This window comes from Brevibacillus porteri, from assembly GCF_003013475.1.
In the GTDB taxonomy this organism is placed as follows: Bacteria; Bacillota; Bacilli; order Brevibacillales; family Brevibacillaceae; genus Brevibacillus; species Brevibacillus porteri.
On the sequence record NZ_PXZO01000025.1, the window covers coordinates 119,768 to 138,821 of the forward strand.

General features: G+C 47.4%; 14 protein-coding genes. 12 read left to right on the forward strand and 2 right to left on the reverse strand.

What is annotated here, in order from left to right:
• The first annotated feature begins 387 nt into the window (after positions 1–387).
• The gene (locus tag C7R92_RS14535; protein WP_106834756.1) at positions 388–1,500 is read left to right on the forward strand and encodes an aminopeptidase; all 1,113 of its coding nucleotides are present in this window, start codon (positions 388–390) and stop codon (positions 1,498–1,500) included.
• A gap of 440 nt (positions 1,501–1,940) precedes the next feature.
• Positions 1,941–2,879 (forward strand): RluA family pseudouridine synthase, encoded by a 939-nt coding sequence (locus tag C7R92_RS14540; protein WP_106834767.1) that lies wholly within the window; start codon positions 1,941–1,943, stop codon positions 2,877–2,879.
• A 93-nt stretch (positions 2,880–2,972) separates the two neighbouring features.
• Here the strand turns inward: C7R92_RS14540 and C7R92_RS14545 are convergent, their stop codons facing one another.
• Positions 2,973–3,986 (reverse strand): hypothetical protein, encoded by a 1,014-nt coding sequence (locus C7R92_RS14545; protein WP_069851103.1) that lies wholly within the window; start codon positions 3,984–3,986, stop codon positions 2,973–2,975.
• Between the two features lie 139 nt (positions 3,987–4,125).
• Between C7R92_RS14545 and C7R92_RS14550 the strand changes: the two genes are divergently transcribed.
• From C7R92_RS14550 to C7R92_RS14570, 5 genes are all read left to right on the forward strand, one after another.
• Positions 4,126–4,749: a YhbD family protein gene (locus C7R92_RS14550; protein WP_026043397.1), complete on the forward strand. Its 624-nt coding sequence runs from the start codon at positions 4,126–4,128 to the stop codon at positions 4,747–4,749.
• Between the two features lie 14 nt (positions 4,750–4,763).
• Positions 4,764–5,492 (forward strand): polymer-forming cytoskeletal protein, encoded by a 729-nt coding sequence (locus C7R92_RS14555; RefSeq protein ID WP_017252426.1) that lies wholly within the window; start codon positions 4,764–4,766, stop codon positions 5,490–5,492.
• 128 nt (positions 5,493–5,620) lie between these two features.
• Entirely contained in the window at positions 5,621–6,247 is a 627-nt protein-coding gene (locus tag C7R92_RS14560) for a TetR/AcrR family transcriptional regulator (protein WP_106834757.1), read from the forward strand.
• A 31-nt stretch (positions 6,248–6,278) separates the two neighbouring features.
• A complete protein-coding gene (locus tag C7R92_RS14565; protein ID WP_106834758.1) occupies positions 6,279–7,511 on the forward strand; it encodes an efflux RND transporter periplasmic adaptor subunit in 1,233 nt (410 codons plus the stop codon).
• A complete protein-coding gene (locus C7R92_RS14570) occupies positions 7,508–10,618 on the forward strand; it encodes an efflux RND transporter permease subunit (RefSeq protein WP_106834759.1) in 3,111 nt (1,036 codons plus the stop codon). Before C7R92_RS14565 ends, C7R92_RS14570 begins: the two co-directional genes overlap by 4 nt.
• Before the next feature lie 61 nt (positions 10,619–10,679).
• On the opposite strand, the gene C7R92_RS14575 is transcribed toward C7R92_RS14570, so the two are convergent.
• Positions 10,680–11,531, reverse strand: coding sequence for a CPBP family intramembrane glutamic endopeptidase (locus C7R92_RS14575; protein WP_106834760.1), 852 nt, complete (start codon positions 11,529–11,531; stop codon positions 10,680–10,682).
• 198 nt (positions 11,532–11,729) lie between these two features.
• Between C7R92_RS14575 and C7R92_RS14580 the strand changes: the two genes are divergently transcribed.
• The 5 genes from C7R92_RS14580 (at position 11,730) to C7R92_RS14600 (ending at position 19,053) form a co-directional block, all read left to right on the forward strand.
• Positions 11,730–13,025 carry an HD domain-containing protein gene (locus tag C7R92_RS14580; protein ID WP_015893687.1) on the forward strand — a complete coding sequence of 432 codons (1,296 nt, stop codon included), beginning with the start codon at positions 11,730–11,732 and terminating at the stop codon, positions 13,023–13,025.
• Positions 13,018–13,545 (forward strand): YwgA family protein, encoded by a 528-nt coding sequence (locus C7R92_RS14585; RefSeq protein WP_106834761.1) that lies wholly within the window; start codon positions 13,018–13,020, stop codon positions 13,543–13,545. Before C7R92_RS14580 ends, C7R92_RS14585 begins: the two co-directional genes overlap by 8 nt.
• Before the next feature lie 186 nt (positions 13,546–13,731).
• Positions 13,732–14,121, forward strand: coding sequence for a thioredoxin family protein (locus C7R92_RS14590; protein WP_106834768.1), 390 nt, complete (start codon positions 13,732–13,734; stop codon positions 14,119–14,121).
• Positions 14,122–14,157: 36 nt separating this feature from the next.
• Entirely contained in the window at positions 14,158–15,057 is a 900-nt protein-coding gene (locus C7R92_RS14595) for an S-layer homology domain-containing protein (RefSeq protein WP_106834762.1), read from the forward strand.
• Positions 15,058–19,053, forward strand: a complete 3,996-nt coding sequence (locus C7R92_RS14600; protein ID WP_106834763.1) for a hypothetical protein — start codon at positions 15,058–15,060, stop codon at positions 19,051–19,053. It abuts the gene before it with no gap.
• Position 19,054: the final 1 nt, after the last annotated feature.

Here is a 19,054-nt window from a genome sequence, read left to right on the forward strand (position 1 = left end):
TACCTTTAATTTTAGGTACAGTAAACCGACTGTTCACCCAAGAACATGGCCCGCAATTCATATCGGGAAAAAGACGGAAGCGGTTCAGGCATCCTGCAGCTTCTAGCTTTTGAAAGGGTTGTAAGAGGCAGTGCCCCTTAGCAGAGGCCCCACCTAAGCGAAGATAACTACAGAAAACACCATGAACTCAGCACTCCCGTCTTTCAAATTTTTTACATAGGTAAACTCTTGTTGATTAGAATACTCGAAATCGTCGAATTTATGCAAGATAATTTTTTGGTTTTTTTTGAATAGTACCAAGAACATCGAGAATTGAAAAAGGTACCTTCATTCGGTAAAATATTTTTTAACAATAACCAATCATGTTAGGAATGTGGGGGATATCGCATGCTGGATGCACGCATCGTTAAGCTGGCTACAAATTTGCTGAGCCATTCTGTACGCCTGAAGGAAAAAGAAAGCTTGTTGATTGAAGTTCGTGGCGAGGGTCACGCTTTGGCAAAAGAATTGGTTAAGCAGGCGTATGACTTGGGAGCTTATCCGTTCGTACGGATTATTGACCCGTCTATCCAACGTGAGCTGATGCTCGGTGCAAGTGCAGAGCGTGCGACTCATTTGGCGAGATGGGAAGAGCCAATGTACAAAGATTTGGATACATATATCGTCATCAATGGTCCGTCCAACGACAGTGAGATGGCCGATGTCCCGGTAGAGCGTCGTCGTGCACACCAAAGTGTGATGCAAGAATTGAATGACTACCTGACCAACAATGTACGCTGGACACTGCTCAACTACCCGACCACGGCTTTGGCGCAAAATGCCAACATGTCTACCGTTGCTTTTGAAGATTTTTATTTTGACGTATGTTCCGTTGACTATAAAAAGATGCACGAAGCCTTTTTGCCTTTGCAGCAATTGATGGATCGCACGGACAAAGTGCGTCTTGTTGGACCTGGAACAGATCTTCAATTTTCAATCAAGGACATCCCTAGTATCATTTGCTCCGGGCTTCGCAACATTCCAGACGGCGAGATTTTTACAGCCCCAGTGCGTAACTCCGTGAATGGAACCATTACGTACAACGCAGCAACAAGCTACATGGGCACGAAATTCGAAAATGTGTGCCTGAAGTTTGTAGACGGAAAAATCGTCGAGGCGACTTCTAACAACACCGAGAGACTCAACGAAATTTTTGATACGGACGAAGGAGCGCGCTACATCGGGGAATTCGCAATTGGTGTGCATCCGTACATCCTGCACCCAATGAATGATATCTTGTTCGATGAAAAAATTGCGGGCAGCTTCCACTTCACACCAGGACGTGCATACGACAACGCAGATAACGGCAACCGCAGCCAAATCCACTGGGATATGGTAAACATCCAACGTCCCGAGTATGGCGGCGGAGAAATCTGGTTTGATGATGTGCTGATTCGCAAAGACGGTTTGTTCGTTTTGCCAGAGCTGCAAGGACTCAATCCGGAAAACTTAAAAGGGTAAGTTAACAGGGCCATCATGCTTAGCATGGTGGTTTTTTCACATTTTAACGTAGCTGTCGATGAGGGAAGAAGCGCATTTCCAGTCTACGCTTCGGCCTACGCCCTGCAAGGGGGGATTGACAGTTCGCTCCAGAGGCGCTTGGACTGGAAATCCGCTTCTTCCTACGGAGCTTTTGGTTAACTTCTTGAAGCTACTGATTTTGTTATCCTAGCCCCCTGAATATCAACCAAAACGCTCTAAAAGCACGAAGCAAACACAAGCTGTCCGTAAGCACTGTCACATGTCTGGAAGGAGACCGCCCGAACGAAGAGAGGATACAGGCGACTGGAAGACATGTGGCAGGGCTTCCCCCCACCAAACGTAAGGGGACGACTACAGACGAGCATCTCTGGCATCCTTTTGCTACAATAAGAAAAAAGCATGGAACAGAGGGATTAGACGTGAGCCGCAAAGATTGGATCGAATACATCGTCCGTGAACAGGACACGGGAATGAACGTAGAACAAATCGTCCGGCAAAAGCTCAACGTGTCGGGTCGTATGATGCAGCGGCTGACGAGAAGTAAGGGGATTTTACTCAATCGCAAGCAGCCCTTCCTGCAAAGACAAGTAAAAGCAGGAGATACAATCGCGGTTCGTGTCATCGAGAGGCAAGAGCAATCGCAAGCGCCTGGGCAGCCCCAGCATGATACGAAGCCCGAGGGACCGATTACACCAATGCCGTCCATCGATATTTTGTACGAGGACGATCATCTCTTGATTGCAAACAAACCGGCAGGCATGATGGTGCACCCGATTAAACAGGAGACCGACACACTGGTACATGCACTCGCTGCCGTACTGGCGGCAAGGGGTGAGCAGACGAGTGTACATCCTGTGCATCGGCTGGATAAAGATACATCAGGAGCTATTCTCGTAGCCAAAAGCAGCTATGGTCATCAATTGGCTGACAGGCTACTACGCGAAGGAGGCATTCATCGCGAGTATCTTGCGGTTGCCAGTGGCGTGCTGTCAGAGGGAGCTGGAACGATTGATGCGCCAATTGGCCGAGATGCGCGTCATCCTACGAAGCGCCGTGTCGTGGAGAGTGGCGATCCTGCCATCACATATTACGAGGTACAACAGACCTCTGAGGGAATGACACTCGCGCGCGTTTGGCTGGAAACGGGCCGTACCCATCAGATTCGCGTTCACTTTGCCCATCTTGGACACCCGCTTGCTGGCGATACGATGTACGGGGGAGCGAGAGGTTTGTTACGCCGACAGGCTCTGCATGCTTCCAAGTTGTCTTTTTTGCATCCGCTTCTCGAAAAAGAGATTGTAGTCGAGGCACCAATACCAACTGATATGAAACGCTTGATGCAAGCGGAGTTTAGATAAGAACGGCCAACGCAATGAAACCACCTTTCAACAGGTGGTTTCATTGTTGTATGTGGTAAAGGTGGATTTTGCCCCCAATATCTTAGAGCATCCCTAGTTAATCAAGCCGTTTTCCGGCGTAACGGCGAAATCATAGAAGACTCCTTTATGGTTGATCGATGCCGTAATAGTCGGTTTCCCCTTTTTCGTAAACGTATATACGTTATATTTGGACGAAACATTGTATCCGGTCAGATCGAGGTTAAAAACCTTTTTCATCATCGGGTTGGCAGCAGCAATCGCCCTTTCTTTTGTAAAGAACGGTTTGGCAAACACCTTGGGAATATCTTCGTCCGCGGTATAGTTCCCATCTCTGAACTCGCTGATCATGGTCGCTGCCACTACTTTCCCTGTTTTCGCCCCTATGACGATCCTGTATTTCCGTTCGATATCCATAAAATTCCATGCCTGATCCAGGCGTTCTTGCGATTCTTTCACCAGTGTTACGTCAGGGAGCAGCGCCGATGCTTTGCCGTTGGAAAGTGACTTTAGCGCCTTTTGCACTGTATCGATCACTTTGGGTTTCATTTGCTTGTTTGTATAATTCAATGTCGCAGCGTTGACCTTCCCAGTCGCAGCGTCGATGATAACCGATGCATTTTGCCCTTTGAACAGCCAAACGTTTTTTTTATCCCAGTTGATTCGTTCTACCCAATCAATCGTAAAGGCATGCTGATTATCCATTCCTTTTAACGTGCTCGTAACAGTATTTTGCAAATCAGCAGGCACTTCGCTAAATTTTAATTTCACGGATACGGATGCAACCTTTCCCTCCTGCTTGGTAACGAGCACCTCACCTCTGTTGTTTTTTGCCGCAATTACCCAGCAATCTGCCGTTTCTCCTCTAATCTCGTCCAGTTCGATCAGCACGCCGCCCGCCTGTTTTTGCATCGCTTGTTTCGCCGCTTCTACGACATTTTTGTCTAACTGAGCGAGGGTTTTCATTTCTGGCTTTACTGCTGGTGCCTGACCAGCTGCGTATGCTGGCGCTTGTGTGTTTGTAAGCGGAGATGCAACGGATAACAGCAATGCCATCATACTTGTAACCACTAGTGTTTGTTTTTTCATATGTCATGCTTCCTTTCTGCATTCAAATCACTTATTTGATCCAGCTAAAGGGATTTTGTGACAGTCACCCGAGTGTCAAACAGTCTGTAGTTGAATAACGTAACAGTGTTATGTTACATTGTTTTTGGAGGTGCTTCACTTGGACACAAATGTAATCTCGAAGAAGGACCTGCTGGAGCTGACAGGCATTTCGTACGGACAGTTATACCGTTGGAAACGAAAGAACTTGATTCCAGAGGAGTGGTTCATTCGCCGAGCGACTTTTACAGGGCAAGAAACCTTTTTCCCGCGCGAACAGATTTTAGCTCGAATCGACAAGATCCTGAATATGAAAGACGACTTGTCGCTGGATGAATTGGCGGACATGTTTTCACCAAATATGAGTGAAACGTCGTTGTCCGCAGATGAACTATTGGCACGAAACATTGTTTCTGTTACCTCTTTAGAAGTGTTCAACGTTTTTCTCGGAAGCCTAAGGACTTTTACCTTCCAGCAGGCACTATACGCCTATGTGTTGGAAAAACTTTTGGCAGCAGGAGACTTAACTGTAGAAGAAGGCGGCGGATTGCTGCAGGTACTGGCTAGCCACTATCCCAAGTTCGATGGGAAGCCTTGTGAGCTGATTTTTATGCGCAAGATGGGGATTTCCACGTTCGTGTTGGTATCTGGCTCTACCGAAATGTATTTTGACAACGGTGTAAAGGTAGTGACGCGGCTCATTTTCGCCAATTGCATCGAAGAATTAAAAGCAAAATTTATGTAGGGGGAGACCATACCATGCAGAACGAGAACAATAACAAAACAGATTTGATCTTTCATGGGGCAGTGAATGCTACGGGTGGCGTATACAACAAAGTAGATGTGCAAGGTTACGGCAAGATCAATGGCGACGTAGAGTGCGAGTCGCTTCATTGTGCAGGACATGTCAGTATCACGGGAGATCTCATTGGCTCTTCGGCAAGAGTGGAGGGCAACGCGTCGATTAAAGGCAAAGTGAAAATGGATACGTTATCCGTATATGGCCAACTTGATGTTGCGGACGATTTGAATTTTACGAGTCTAAAAGTAGGTGGCAACGTCAAGGTACAGGGCAATATGGCAGGCGAGGACGTAAAGGTTCTCGGGTCATTGAAAACCGCAGGGGATTGCGAAGCGGAAGTGTTCCGGGCAAACGGTGCGTTTAGTATCGGAGGACTGCTGAATGCGGGGCGAATCGAGGTGCTTTTGCATGGCGGCTGTGAGGCAAAAGAAATGGGTGGAGAGCACATCGAGGTGCGCCGAACAGGGAATAGCACCTTGGGCAAGTTGTTGAAGCATTTTCTCAACAATACCTTGTCTGTAGAGACGATTGAAGGAGACGAAATCTATCTGGAAAACACAAAGGCCAAGGTCGTTCGCGGCAACAAGATCGAGATTGGGCCCGACTGCGAAATCGATCTGGTCGAATACAGCACAGAATGCAAGCAAGACCCAAGCTCGCAGATTAAGACGAAGACACAGCGGTAAGGCTGACAAGGAAAAATTAACATTTCGGAACTGCATGCAAGTATTTACATGCATGCAGTTCCTTTATATAATGAGTTTGGAAAAAAATGAAAATGCAAGTAATTGCTTGCTTGGCACGGAGGTGCTTTATGGATCACCCAGATATAGAACAGAAGCTGGGGGGGAGAGGCGAAGAGGAACAGGAAACCCGTGAGCGAATTTTATCAGCCGCACGTCAGCTAATGGCACAAAAGGGATACAAGGGAGCGACTACACGCAAGATCTCTGAGCTTGCAGGGGTTAACGAGGTGACGGTATTTCGTCATTTCAAGAACAAGGTAGGCATCTTGACAGAACTCCTAAAAGAAATCATGGATGTCCGGGAGCAGCTGGAGCAAGGGTTGCAAGGCGAGTTTTCTGATCTCAAGCAAATGCTAGTCAGCTACGCACGCACGTATTACGGCTTATTGGTCGAGCGCAAAGAAATTTTCATGATCTGCATGATTGAAGCGGATAACCACCCGGAAGTCGTGCAGATGTTCAGCAGCCTGCCAATGACCGCAGTCGAGGTATTGTCCAACAAGCTCCTAGCGTTTCAGGAGCAAGGGCATTTGCCAAAGGTAGATCCGTTCACGGCAGCTCTTATGTTCGTCTCTACTTTCTTCTATGCCTTTATGGCGAAGTATCGGGTCAATCTCAATCTCGAAATGGTAGAAGAAGAGCTTTTTGAAAATGCTTCTGAAATCTTGCTACAAGGCATCAAGGGATTCAAATAAACAGCATAGCTACATAGGGGCGGAGGAAGTCATGAAGAGAAGATGGCTTGTATCTGTAATGATGATCGGACTATTGGCAACGACGGCTTGCAGCGAGCAACAGCCTGCTTCGGCACCCCAGAAGGAAATGAAGCATGTCGTCGTTGCACAAGTGAAGAAGGAGCAGGCTGTTACCGTCACGGAGTTGTCTGGTACGCTGGCTCCTTTGGAGGAAGCACTCGTCTCTTTTGAAGTAGGCGGTCGTATCGTGGAGATGAACCGCAAAGAAGGAGACACAGTCAAAGCGGGAGATGTGCTCGCCCGTGTGAACGCCCAGGATTACTCGCTCCAAGTCGCCTCTTCAAACGCTGCTATGCAGCAGAGTGCGGCAAATCTTAGCAAGGTAACCAATGGGGCGAGAGAGCAAGAAGTGACACAGGCGCGATTGCTGGTGGAGAAGGCAACAGTCGCTTTGCAAAAAATGCAGGATGATTTCAACCGGATTGAAAAGCTCTACCAACAAAACGCCATCTCCAAAAGCGAGTATGAAAGTGCACAAAATGGACTGACGATTGCGCAAAAGGATTTGCAAAACGCACAGCAGTCCTATTCGCTAGTTACCCAAGGCGCTCGTGTGGAAGACAAACAGTTGAGCCAGGCTGTTTATAATCAGTCCGTCATTGCCAAAGAAGTGGCAGCCAATACGCTTGCCAAAACACAGCTCCGTTCGCCGATTAACGGGACGATCATCGCTAAGCTCTCGTCTGCTGGCAATTTGGTTGGTTCAGGAACCCCCGTCTATCAAGTCGGCAACATCGACACATTAAAAGTCGTATTGCCCGTTCCTGACCGAGAGATTTCGGCATGGAAAGTAGGCGAGACGATCTCCTTAGACCTGTATGGTCAAAAACGGGATGGCAAAGTGACCAAAATATTTCCTGCCACGAACCAAAATACCGGAACGATTGGTGTAGAGGTCCAAATCGCCAACCAAGCTCGTGACTGGTTTGCTGGTCAGGTGGTGAAAGCGACCAAAACGGTAACGGGGCAGGCAGGTGTCTACGTACCAGTGGAAGCAGTCATCAGCAGAGGAAAAGATGACGCGCATGTCTTCGTCAATGCAGGCAGTAAGGCTGTCAAAACAAGCGTAGTCATCGGGCAGATTGTAAGTGACAAGCTCGAGATCAAGAACGGATTAAAAGAAGGAGACCAACTGATCGTCAAAGGGGTGGACCGTTTGTTTGACGGTGATCCAATCGAGGCGGCAGGAGGTACACAACCGTGATCAAGTACATCGTACAAAAGCGCAAAATCACGCTTCTGTTTTTCAGCATGATTGCACTTGTAGGCTCCCTGAGCTTTTTTCAGCTACCCAAGCAAGAGATGCCGGATATTATCGTCAACATGGCGACGATCACGACGGTTTACCCGGGAGCTTCGCCGGAAAAGGTCGAGCAGGCTGTTACGAAAAAGCTGGAAGAAAAAATCAATGAATTACAGGGACTTAACTATATATCATCCACATCTTCCCTCGGAGTCTCTTTTATCATGGTGGAAGCAAAGAGTGACGTAGACCCGAAGCAAAAATGGGATGAATTGCGGAAGAAGGTAAAGGACGCAGAGGCTGATCTGCCAGCGGATGCGAAACAACCGATCATCAATGATGATTTGAATCGTACGTTTGTCCAATCGTTTGCGGTCACCGCTAACACGCGTGAGGAATTGTACAGCATGCGTACCATGCTGAAATCGTGGAAAGAACAGCTGCGCACCATTCCGAACGTAGCGGATGTACTGGTGGAAGGTCTACCGGAGCAGGAGGTCCACATCGAGGTTGATACGCAAAAGCTGAGCCAGTACGGGATCACGTGGAGTCAGGTGATGATGGCTGTCAAAAAGGAAAATGAAAAAATCCCGCTTGGCGACCTGACCACAGAAAAACGGACCTACCAGCTTAAGCTGGCGGAAAATACAGATGTCGAAGAACTGAATAAAGTCATTATCTCTCGTTCAAAAGAGGGCTTCCCGATCTATCTGAAGGACATCGGATCGGTCAAAATGACGACGGAGACGGTGAAAACGACCTCGTATTTCAATGGGAAGCCTTCGATCACGATCAGCGTCAATGCAGAGACAGGAAGTGATGTGCCGTCCTTGCAGAAGCGTGTAGACGAGATGATGGTGACTCTGGATAAAACACTTCCGGCAGGGGCCGAGAGACACTCGATTTACAGTCAAAATGAACGCGTTGATGAGCTTTTTAGCGACCTGACCCGAGAAATGATGATTGCCATCGTCGCTGTTTTGGTGGTGTGTGCACTCGGATTGAACCTGATCACTTCATTGGTAGTAGCGATGGCGATTCCGATTTCCTTGGCTGTGGGGCTTATGTTCCTGCCATCTCTGGGTATTTCACTCAATATGATCTCGATCGTTTCCTTGATTATTGTGCTGGGGATCTTGGTCGATGACGCTGTGGTAGTCAATGACAATATTGAGCGGAGACTGTCTGTCCTGGGTGAAAAACCGATGGCTGCGGCGGTTCATGGTGCCAAGGAAGTATCGATATCGATCACGACCGCTACGCTGGCTACGATTGCGTCGTTTGCGCCCTTGATGTTTTTGAGCGGCAACGTTGGGCAGTTCATTCGTCCGGTTCCCGTCATTATTTCGATGACGATGCTGGCGTCGATGGTCATGTCGCTGACGATCATCCCGATCTTTCGCCAATGGTATGAGCAACGTAGAAAGGCTGGCGTAGAAGGGTATCGTAAGCCCGCTGGACTGTTGGGGAAACAATTGTTGCAGCTGACCAAGTGGTATGCGAGCAAGTTCATGCCGAAAATTTTGAAACGACCGCTTTTGGCAGGAATGATTGGCGTATTGATTGGAACGGCAGCATATGGATTGATACCGCTCACTCCAGTGGAATTGTTCCCGAACGATGATCGCCCGCAGTTTCTCATCGATATCCGTCTCCCCGTGGGCAACAGTCTGGAGGAAACAGACCGAGTGGTGCGTGGGACAGCAGACTGGGTGTTGAAGCAGCCTGGCATCGAGACAGTATCTGCGTACGCGGGAGGCAGTGCACCGAAAATGTTCGGCGGAGATACAGCTGCCGGAAGCGGCATTACCGTCGGACAGCTAGTGGTTCGTTATAATGAAAAAGAGACCCATCTCGAGAACATGCTGGAGCCGTGGACGGAGGAATTCAAAAAGCTGTATCCGGAAGCGAGTATCTTGACGAAGCAGCTGGAGGCAGGTCCTCCGGTTGGAAAACCAGTCGTGATCCGTTTTTATGGAGAGGATATTGAGACGCTGCGCTCTCTTTCTGCACAAGCAAAAGAAAAGGTTGCCGGATTAGAGGGAACGTACAATGTGCAAGACGATTTCGGGGTAGAACGCTACACCTTGGAATTTGTCGTCAATAAAGAGCTAATGGAGCAAAAGCTCGTCAACTACACGGACTTGTCCACGACATTGCGTCTGGTGAGCGAAGGCATTACCGTCAGTGAGTTTGATACGGGCTCAGACCTGATAGATATGAAGCTGTTCTTGCAAAAAGGCGAGGAAGATCCTGCATTGCTGTTCCAGCGACTCAGCATCGCCAATGCACGTGGAGAGCTGATTCCGTTGTCACAGCTCGCGGAAGTAAAACCGACTTTCAGTACACAGACGATCCCGCATCGCGATTTGTCGCGGAGCGTGACGGTTACTAGTGATCTGAAAGGTAGAACGGCTACAGAAGTAATGGCAGAGATCAAGCCGATGCTCGATAGTATGTCCTTGCCTGAAGGATACCGCTATGAGATTGGCGGCGAGACTTCCGAGCAGACTGATATTTTTATCGACATGGGCAAACTTTCGATTCTTGTGGTTTTCTTGATCCTGATTTTGATCGCGATGCAATTCTATTCCTTGACCATTCCTGTACTAGTTACCAGTACGATTTACCTCGCTGTATCGGGGAGCTTGATCGGCTTGTTCGTGACCCAGACGCCACTTGGCTTTATGACAATGATGGGGATTATTGCGTTGGCGGGCATCGTGGTGCGTAACGGGATTGTTTTGATCGAGTTCATCGAGGAGGCACGTCATACAGGCATGGAGCTGAAGCAGGCGGTTATTTCTGCGTGTGAGGCACGACTACGGCCTATTCTTTTGACCTCGCTTACAGCGATTGCAGGTATGATGCCGTTAGCTATTTCGGGTGACGTTTTGTTCAAACCGCTTGCGGTCACCATTATTTCCGGCTTGGCGTTCTCGACACTTTTGACCTTGATCGTCGTACCGTCCTTCTATACGGTTCTGACGCAGCACAAGATCAAAAAGCTGGCGAAAAAAGCCGCGAAGCGCCCGGATTTGTATGGGCCTGAGGCAGAAACATTGTAATGACATGCAACAGCGGCAAACTCTCCGATTCATTTCGTTCGGGAGTATGCCGCTGTTTGTTTTAATAAGCTTTTCTTGCTTTTCGCCAGCCGATTATCAAAAGAGCAAGAGCCAGTATGAGAAAAACGAGTACACATAAAGCCCAGATCGACTGTAGCAGCATGCTGTGGTTGACCAGCCAGGTAATCTCCTCTAGAGGCATGTTTTTCATTTTGGGAAGAGAAGGGATGATCATCGCATCTGCATAAATATGCAGAATGATCGGAGCTAGCAGTCCCCAGCGAAGTGCTGCCCATGCCCACAAAACACCAATGAGAAACGATTCAAAAAGAGCCCCTAGACCATGCCCGGGTACGTGATAGTAAGCGAAAATCATCGAAGGAATGAGAAGATAGATCCACCTCGCACCAGTGGGCAGGTCTGTGTTCCTTCGATAAATGAGTATTAGCAAGAGAAACGGGATGCCACGAAAGACAAGCTCCTCCCACAAAGGGTTATGCCAGGTGGCAAACACAAGCAGATTTGCTTTGCCAGCAAGTGACTGTGTACCGATTGGCTGCGTGGTAGACCATCCGCTAATCGCCTGAAAGGCACCTCCGGCCGCTTTTGCCAATAAGAGACCGACAAGGATGAACAGAAATGCTTGGCCCAATTTTTTCTTTTGGACAAGCCATAAAATTCCGCAAGCGTAAATCAGCGAGATAACACCAAAAATGAGCCAGCCAGGAAGCGGGACAGCGACCTTCCAATCGGTTTTCGGCCAGAATAGGAGAGAGACGGAAACAGTTTCCCGCAAAAAACCTGAGGAGAGAAACTGCCCCCAGGAGGCGAGTAAGGGCAGAAAGAGCATAATCATCAATAAAAGGAGTAAAAGTGGGTTTTTAGTTATGTATCGAAATGTATTGTTCAACATTTGTGAAAACCTCTCATCCAAACCATTTTTTTCTATATGATCCTACATGCCTTTTACTCGGTCTAGATGGAAATGGCATTCTTCAGATTTTTGTAAGAGTTTGATTGAGCAAGAAACGGTAGCAGACGTATGATATGATAGAATCAACATTCACTGTCAGTAATAGAGAGAACGCAGTACAGGAAGGGAGTGTCCAGGATGCAACAGCCACAGCTTCTTCATGAAGAAAAGGTATTCAAAGACCCTGTCCACCGCTACGTCCACGTGCGTGACAAATTCATCTGGGATTTGATCAACTCGGCAGAATTCCAGCGTTTGCGCCGAGTCAGGCAACTGGGCACCAGTTTTTTTACCTTTCATGGTGGAGAGCATAGCCGCTTTAACCACTCGCTTGGTGTATATGAACTGATGCGCAGAATTTTGGAGACGTTTGAAGGCCGAATTCAGTTGACGTATGAGGAAAAGCTGCTGTGCCTATGTGCGGCTTTGCTCCACGATGTGGGCCACGGTCCGTTTTCTCATTCGTTTGAAAAGGTGTTCAAGTATCACCACGAGGATTGGACGCGTGCCATTTTGCTTGGAGATACGCAAATCAACCGAATTCTTCGTCGGTTTGATGATAGCTTCCCGAAGAAATTGGCAGAAGTGATCAATAAGACATATGACAATAAACTGATCGTAAGCCTTATTTCCAGCCAGCTCGATGCCGATCGGATGGACTACTTGCTGCGTGATGCCTACTATACGGGTGTCAATTATGGCAATTTCGAGATTGAACGAATCTTGCGTGTCATGCGGCCGCAGGAGGATGGCATTGTCTTTAAATTCAGTGGGATGCATGCTGTCGAAGACTACATCATGTCTCGCTATCAAATGTACTGGCAGGTCTATTTCCATCCCGTGACACGAAGTGCCGAAGTCATCTTGTGCAAAATTTTTCAACGGGCAAAGCTCTTGTTCTCTCAAGGCTATCCGTTCATGCAGGAGCCTGTCATGCTGCTGCCTTTCTTGCAGGAAAAGGTAGAGCTCGCTGACTATTTGGCGCTTGATGAGTCCATTATTCTTTTCTATATGCAGCTCTGGCGCAGAGAGCAAGACCCCGTGTTGAAAGATTTGTGCGCCCGTTTTTTGGACAGGAATCTCTTTAAATACGTCGAATATAATCCGAGGGATTTCCGCTTGCTGTCTGAGCTGAAAGAACTATTTCAATCTGCCGGAATTGACCCGATGTATTATTTGGAGGTAGACACGACCTCCGATCTTCCGTATGATTTTTACCGTGCCGGAGAAGAAGAGGAGCGCATTCCGATTATGCTCCAAATGCCTTCAGGCGAACTGGTCGAGCTGTCACAGAAGTCAGAAATTGTACAGGCCATTAGCGGAAAGCGGCGCTTTGATTACAAGCTGTACTTTCCGTTGGATAAAGTCATGGCTTTGCCGGGGGATCTCTCCCGTAAGATTCGAGAACGTCTGGGAGTGATGGAGGATGCTTAATCGTCACGCCAAGATCATACGCCTGATTGAGATAGTCGGCGAAGTGAGCGGGCGAAAAAAATTGCAAAAGATGGTGTACATAGGAAAACATCTGGAGATGGATTTCGATGAGCGCTACGAGTTTCACATGTACGGTCCATATTCGGAGGAACTGACGCTCAGAGTCGATGAGCTGTGCAACATGGGGCTTCTGGATGAGCAAATGGAGAGTAAAGGTGCCATTCATATGTATCGTTACTCTTTGAACGAAACCGGTCGTGATTTTCTCAAGTTTCATGAGGTTGACTTCGGTAGTGGAGAACGTGCGATTTTGCGTATGAATGAGGAGAATTCCCGTTTTCTCGAGCTGGTTTCTACGATTCTGTATTTCAACCACCTGCCTTATGAGGAAATGAAGGGCAAAATCTTTACATTTAAGAGCAAGCAACGCTACACCGAAGAAGAGATTCAAAAAGGGCAGGCGTTTGTTGAAGAACTGCGTGCGCTGATGAAGGAAGACGGCGACACTGCACTTATGTAATAGGGAACATCATACGAGGACAAGCACGGCGTACGAACTTGCAAGAGTTGTGGTACGTCTTTTTTTTATACATGTCAGCCAGTCCAAGGGGGCTGGCTTTTTTTGTCTCAGTTCGGAGCTGCATAATACGGGCATCGTTCTTTGACAAGTGCATAGGGATGAAACATTTTGATGAGCGAAAGGGAGATGGTCGTGAGTAGAAGCAAGCAATGGTGGCTGTGGATCGCGCTCGGTGTTGTTATGCTTGCCGTCGGTATAAGTGCGTGGGGTACAGCCAGTGCCCATGAAGTAAGAGTGGTGTACGTCTATAGTGATAGCTGCGGATATTGTACGGAGTTCGGCCCGACATTCGAGAGAGTTGTGAAGGCGTATCCACCGGAAATGATTCAACGACTGGATATCCATAAGCAGAAAGAGCTAGATGAAGCATCGCGACTCGGTGCAGAGGCAACCCCCACTGTTTTTGTCGTCGAAAAAGGGAAGGTGGTCGACAAGCTGGAAGGAGCCGTACCCGAGAATACGTTGCGAAGCTTTTTGCAAAGGAACCTAAATCAGACTCTTTCTAAAAATGGATAATATAGGTAAAATATCCGGTAAAGAGGGGGTCATTCCATGAACAGACGTGCAATGATGTCATACCTACTAGCATCTGTACTAGCAATGGCAGGGTTTATTGGAGTTGCTGACAGTCATACGGTAAAAGCTGCTGCGCAAGCGAAGGACTACGCTTCACATACAGCAAAGGCAGCCATTGATTTTGGTGTACAGAAGAAATACTTATGGCTGGATAGCAAGGGGAACTTTTATCCGAATAGTCAAATCACGCAGGGGCAGTTTATCGCGAGTTTAGTAGCCATCCGCGGATTGAAGGAGGTAGCACCCGTACCGCAGCTCCCAGCAGGGCACTGGGCGAAGATGAGCTATGAGAAGGCGCAGAAGGCGGGGATTTTGGCGGGGGTGAAGGTAGAGCCAAATAAATTGTTGACGAAGGAAGAAACGGCAGCGCTTGTGTATGCTGCATGGAAGCCAATTCGGGGTGAAAAAGATCCTAATTTATCAAATGCTGGAGCGCTCATCACATGGGGATGGATGAAACTAGCCCCTAGTGGTCAACCAAAATTCCGCGAAGATTTACCTGTGACGAGAGGTGAAGCTGCTGAAATTCTACGGTATCTTTGGAAAGACAAATGGCAACTTGAAGAAGGTGCGAAATACGCTGCCGAATTTCATAAAAGCTTAAAGATCGTGAATGGAAAAATTGTTGGCAAAGTTCCAAGAGGTGATAGCAATTTCAAAATGGAAGCTATGTTCTTTACAAAACAAAATGAAGTAAAGGGTTTCTTAAAGAACCAATCTTTTAATGTCCCAGTAGGTAACGTAATTGCTTTTTCTTTTAGCGTAATTAATAGTAACGACTCAACTGATGCAGGCATTTTCATGTATAAAAAATTACCAACTCTAGAACAAACCAATAACACCCGCAAATTTCATACAATGAAGGGTGAGAAATAGATGCGATTAATTTTATTTAAGCACAGGAAATTACTATTTTCTGTGCTTTCCTTTATCCTATTATGTGGTGTACTAGCTATTCAGTCGAATTATGTAGGTGCCTCACCTAATTTTCATAACATTAAGGTTGCTACTATTGATTCAAACAAAGAGCTTGCACCAGAAGGTGGCTTCTACAAAATACAGATCGATAGAATAGATGGAGAAGTAGGTGCGTCAGTCTCACAAATTGAAATTGATCGGGGCATTGATAGTAATAGGGTATTAGGCTTTGCAGATACAGATAAAAAGGCTGATAGGGGATGGTACTTTGTAGACGGAGATGAAGCATCTTATTGGATCAGTCGGCTCGGTGGAAATCCCAATTATATACTTGGTGGAACTGCTAACGTATATAGTAGTTGGATAACTGCTAACGGGATACCAGAAGAAGTATTTCAACCATATAAAGCCTATAATCTTGCTGATTTGGCTGCTGCCTCAGGCGGCGCAGGCTACACCAAAGGAGACAACCTCGTCCCAGACGGCAAAGGCGGATACATCTCAGTAGGCCACTTCCGAACAACCCCACAACCCAGCGGCAACATAACCACAGACAAAACCAAATACAACCTCAACGAAACAGTTGAGATTCATGCAAATGCCACGGACTTTTCTTACTATGACCGCGGCATTTTTGTATGGTCTTTAAACGTGATCAACAAGACAACGGGACGTGGATACAAAAGCTTCTTGTCTAATCGACAATTCAACGATCCCAGTACCGCCGTTCCCAAGGTAAACGAGACAAGTAGTCCCCCAGGCTACAAGTGGACCTATAAAAATACCGAATATAAGCCTACCGAGCCAGGCGTGTATGAGGTGTCGCTGACAATCACTGACCTGCATCAAAGAAGTCGCCAAGGATCAAGCAGCATAAGCGTTTCGACACCTTACACAGCACAATTCACAGTAGGTGATGTAACCCCACCGGAAAAACCCGATCCCGAAAAGCCTGATCCAGGTCCAGCCTGTTCGATCGGATCAACAAAAACCAAACTGAACATTCAAGTCGTTGGCGATAAGGATATTAAAGACCATAATGCTGTTGCAAGCGGCGGCTCAGATATTTCTGTCGAAAAAAATGCCGAAATCACTCTCTATGCCAATAAATCGGGGAAGTTCACCATGAATGGTTATGATATGAAGCCTGGGGCGAATGGCAACAGGAAAGTCGGGACAGGAAGCATCGGTAGCTCTGGAAGGGTAAAAGTCGTCTACGTCAGTGATGATGGAACCGAATGCTGGGAGAAATATTTGAGAGTCAAGTCGCCAGACGGCGAAGGCTCATGCCCCATCGTTACACTGTCTGCATCAGCAGTGAGAAACGGTGAAACGATTGAGATTATGCCGTTTGACACGCTGACGTTCCGAGCCAAATACACAACCAAATACGGAGATAGCGAGGAAGCATCTCTCAAGTGGGATGTAACACTTCCAAACGGAAAAATTTATACCTTACCAGTCGAGGAAAGTGACAATGGCAGATGGCGATCCTATCATTCCTCCAGCTTAAAACTTCCGTACGGGAATATTCATGACCCGTATGATGTTCAGTTTGAGCGAGGAAAAACGTACAAACTTAAGCTTAACTTCGATGGGACACAGTGGAAGGATCGGCCTGACTGCAATTGGGAAATCACGATCGTAGTAAAAGATGCCTCTTGTACAATAGCGGACCAAAAAAAGGTTAAATTCCTGGTACATAGCGAGCCGCCGCTACCATTTTCTCCAGAAGGCGAACTGATGAATGGATCACCCAGTTCAGGATATACACTGACAGACCCGGTATATTTCAAATACTTTACTGATCTCGGAAACCACTACGATACCAATCTATCGTTTTCCTCGAAGGTATCTGGTACTTGGTATTTGAAGACCCCCGAAGGAAAAACAGCGTTAACCGACAAGCTTGCAGCGGACGAGTCATTCAGGCTCATGTTGCCAGTCACTGTGGATGTTGGTGATGAAATTGTACTGCTGTTCGAGTCCGAGACGGGCTGCACGGGTGAGGTACGATTCACCATTGAATCTGACCAAAAATGCAAGGATATTTTGGTGTCTGTAGAAATTAATCTGAAAAACCAAAAGTGGAGCAAAGAAATTAAACGTGGAGAAACAATTGAATTAGCAGCAGATGAAATTCCAGACGGGTATCGATTTCACATGTTTTTGTCCGAGGATAGTCACTTTTCGATGAGGTGGTTCGATCCGGCCACAGGAAACTGGGAAAGAAAGCGGAATGGAAAAGAACTGGATGGATCAAACACCTCCACAAATGGACATTGGGTGTATTTTCCGGAAGATGGGAACGATCTTCTTCTAGAAGGTCTGTACAAGGTGCAATTTTACTCAACCCAGAGTGATGGCTGCGACGGTCATTTTTTTGTGCAAATTGGCAAAGGCACTCCAAAGCCGGAAGGAGAGAATTTGCTTATTGTGAAATCGAGCTTTCACATTGATCCGAAGAGCCCTCAAGCCGCAGGAACCGATGCGACAATTACATTCAACGTGAAGAATGCCGGGAAATTAACGCATGATACGAAATTGGCTGTTCGGTGGGCTAGCTCAGAGAAGGAAACCAGCTTGGATGTGAAGGAATTCAAGCCGGGTGAGGTGCGTAAGATCACGGTTCCGACGAAGTATCCGCAAAAATCGGAGGATTTCATCGCCCATATCAACCCTGCGAAATCCATGCCAGAAAATGAGACGATCTGGACGGACAATCGTGCGGCTTGGCCAGTGAAGATAGTTGGTGGGGAAGTTCCCGAGCCGCCTGGTGGTGGAGACGATTTTGATGGCGGTGAAATTGGATTAGAGATTTATGACAGTGATGGTCGACAGCTACAAAAACTGCCGCTACATGCAGATGGCGTGTGGGAACGTGAGCCTGCTACGATTCGCGTGGTCATTGATCAGACGAAAATAAACGAAGGCTTCCAAAAAACAGAGCAGGAGATCAATCAGAAAATCACACAATTTAAAGCAAAATTGGAGAGTTCAGTCAGCGGGGACAATATCAAAAACGTAACCGTCACTGCGAATCCCGGGTGGATTTCAGATGCCAAGAGCATGGCGGTGTATACACCATCGCAGCTTGATCTGAAGCTGACAGGCCCCGGAGCGCCGATGCAATGGCAGGTAAGCAGTGCATCTACAGGCACAGAGGTCGTGTACACAGGAACCACTGTCCCCACGCAGACGACTTGGCGCCAAGTACTGCAATCGCAAAAGTACAAAGCAGAAATCAACGGCTTTGTCATCGTAATGGATTATCAGATCGATTTTGAACTGTCCTACGAGAGCTGCGCGATGAACGACGAAGATGAAGAGGTTTGTGAACCACAGAACATTTCCAAAACAATGACAGGACGCTATACCATAACGGTAAAAGGGGGAGAGCGTTCCTTTGAAGTATTTGAGCCGAATGCAACAGGCTCGATTCGCCATACAACCGAATGGGCAGCGTATCATGCCAGGGACCGGTATCCAAACAGCCAGCCAAATGATTACTACGCGGGGGAGCGAATCTTGACACAAGTGGGGCTGCAGGATCGACACCGCCATCCCGTGAGCAACCAGTTTCCTGTCGTGACATCTGCGCGGGCGTGGATTTCAGAAACTGGCTTACGCCAAACGCCGTTACAGTCGTTGTTAGCCTTGCAACAAGCGACCCCCCAGCTCTGGAGAGGACCTTCTTATTCCGCTTCCAAGCTAGGAACTCGTGAAGTGGGGGTAGATACGCCTTTGATGGGGGATAAACAGCATGGCTTCCAAAAGGATGCGAGCTACGCTGTCTATTACTCTGTTTCCTTTCGTTTTGACGTGAACAAGGGCTTCTCCTATCAAAATAAAGCTTCTGGACAAGGGCACGAGCTAAAAGATTATCAACTACCTTTCCGTATCATTGCAAATGCATGGGAACGACAAGGAATCCGCAACCATACGACACAGTAAA

Coding starts and splice junctions, on each gene's coding strand:
- C7R92_RS14535 (WP_106834756.1), top strand. CDS start 388: ATGCTGGATGCACGCATCGTTAAGCTGGCTACAAATTTGCTGAGCCAT.
- C7R92_RS14545 (WP_069851103.1), bottom strand. CDS start 3,986: ATGAAAAAACAAACACTAGTGGTTACAAGTATGATGGCATTGCTGTTA.
- C7R92_RS14555 (WP_017252426.1), top strand. CDS start 4,764: ATGCAGAACGAGAACAATAACAAAACAGATTTGATCTTTCATGGGGCA.
- C7R92_RS14560 (WP_106834757.1), top strand. CDS start 5,621: ATGGATCACCCAGATATAGAACAGAAGCTGGGGGGGAGAGGCGAAGAG.
- C7R92_RS14565 (WP_106834758.1), top strand. CDS start 6,279: ATGAAGAGAAGATGGCTTGTATCTGTAATGATGATCGGACTATTGGCA.
- C7R92_RS14575 (WP_106834760.1), bottom strand. CDS start 11,531: ATGTTGAACAATACATTTCGATACATAACTAAAAACCCACTTTTACTC.
- C7R92_RS14580 (WP_015893687.1), top strand. CDS start 11,730: ATGCAACAGCCACAGCTTCTTCATGAAGAAAAGGTATTCAAAGACCCT.
- C7R92_RS14585 (WP_106834761.1), top strand. CDS start 13,018: ATGCTTAATCGTCACGCCAAGATCATACGCCTGATTGAGATAGTCGGC.
- C7R92_RS14590 (WP_106834768.1), top strand. CDS start 13,732: ATGGTCGTGAGTAGAAGCAAGCAATGGTGGCTGTGGATCGCGCTCGGT.
- C7R92_RS14595 (WP_106834762.1), top strand. CDS start 14,158: ATGAACAGACGTGCAATGATGTCATACCTACTAGCATCTGTACTAGCA.
- C7R92_RS14600 (WP_106834763.1), top strand. CDS start 15,058: ATGCGATTAATTTTATTTAAGCACAGGAAATTACTATTTTCTGTGCTT.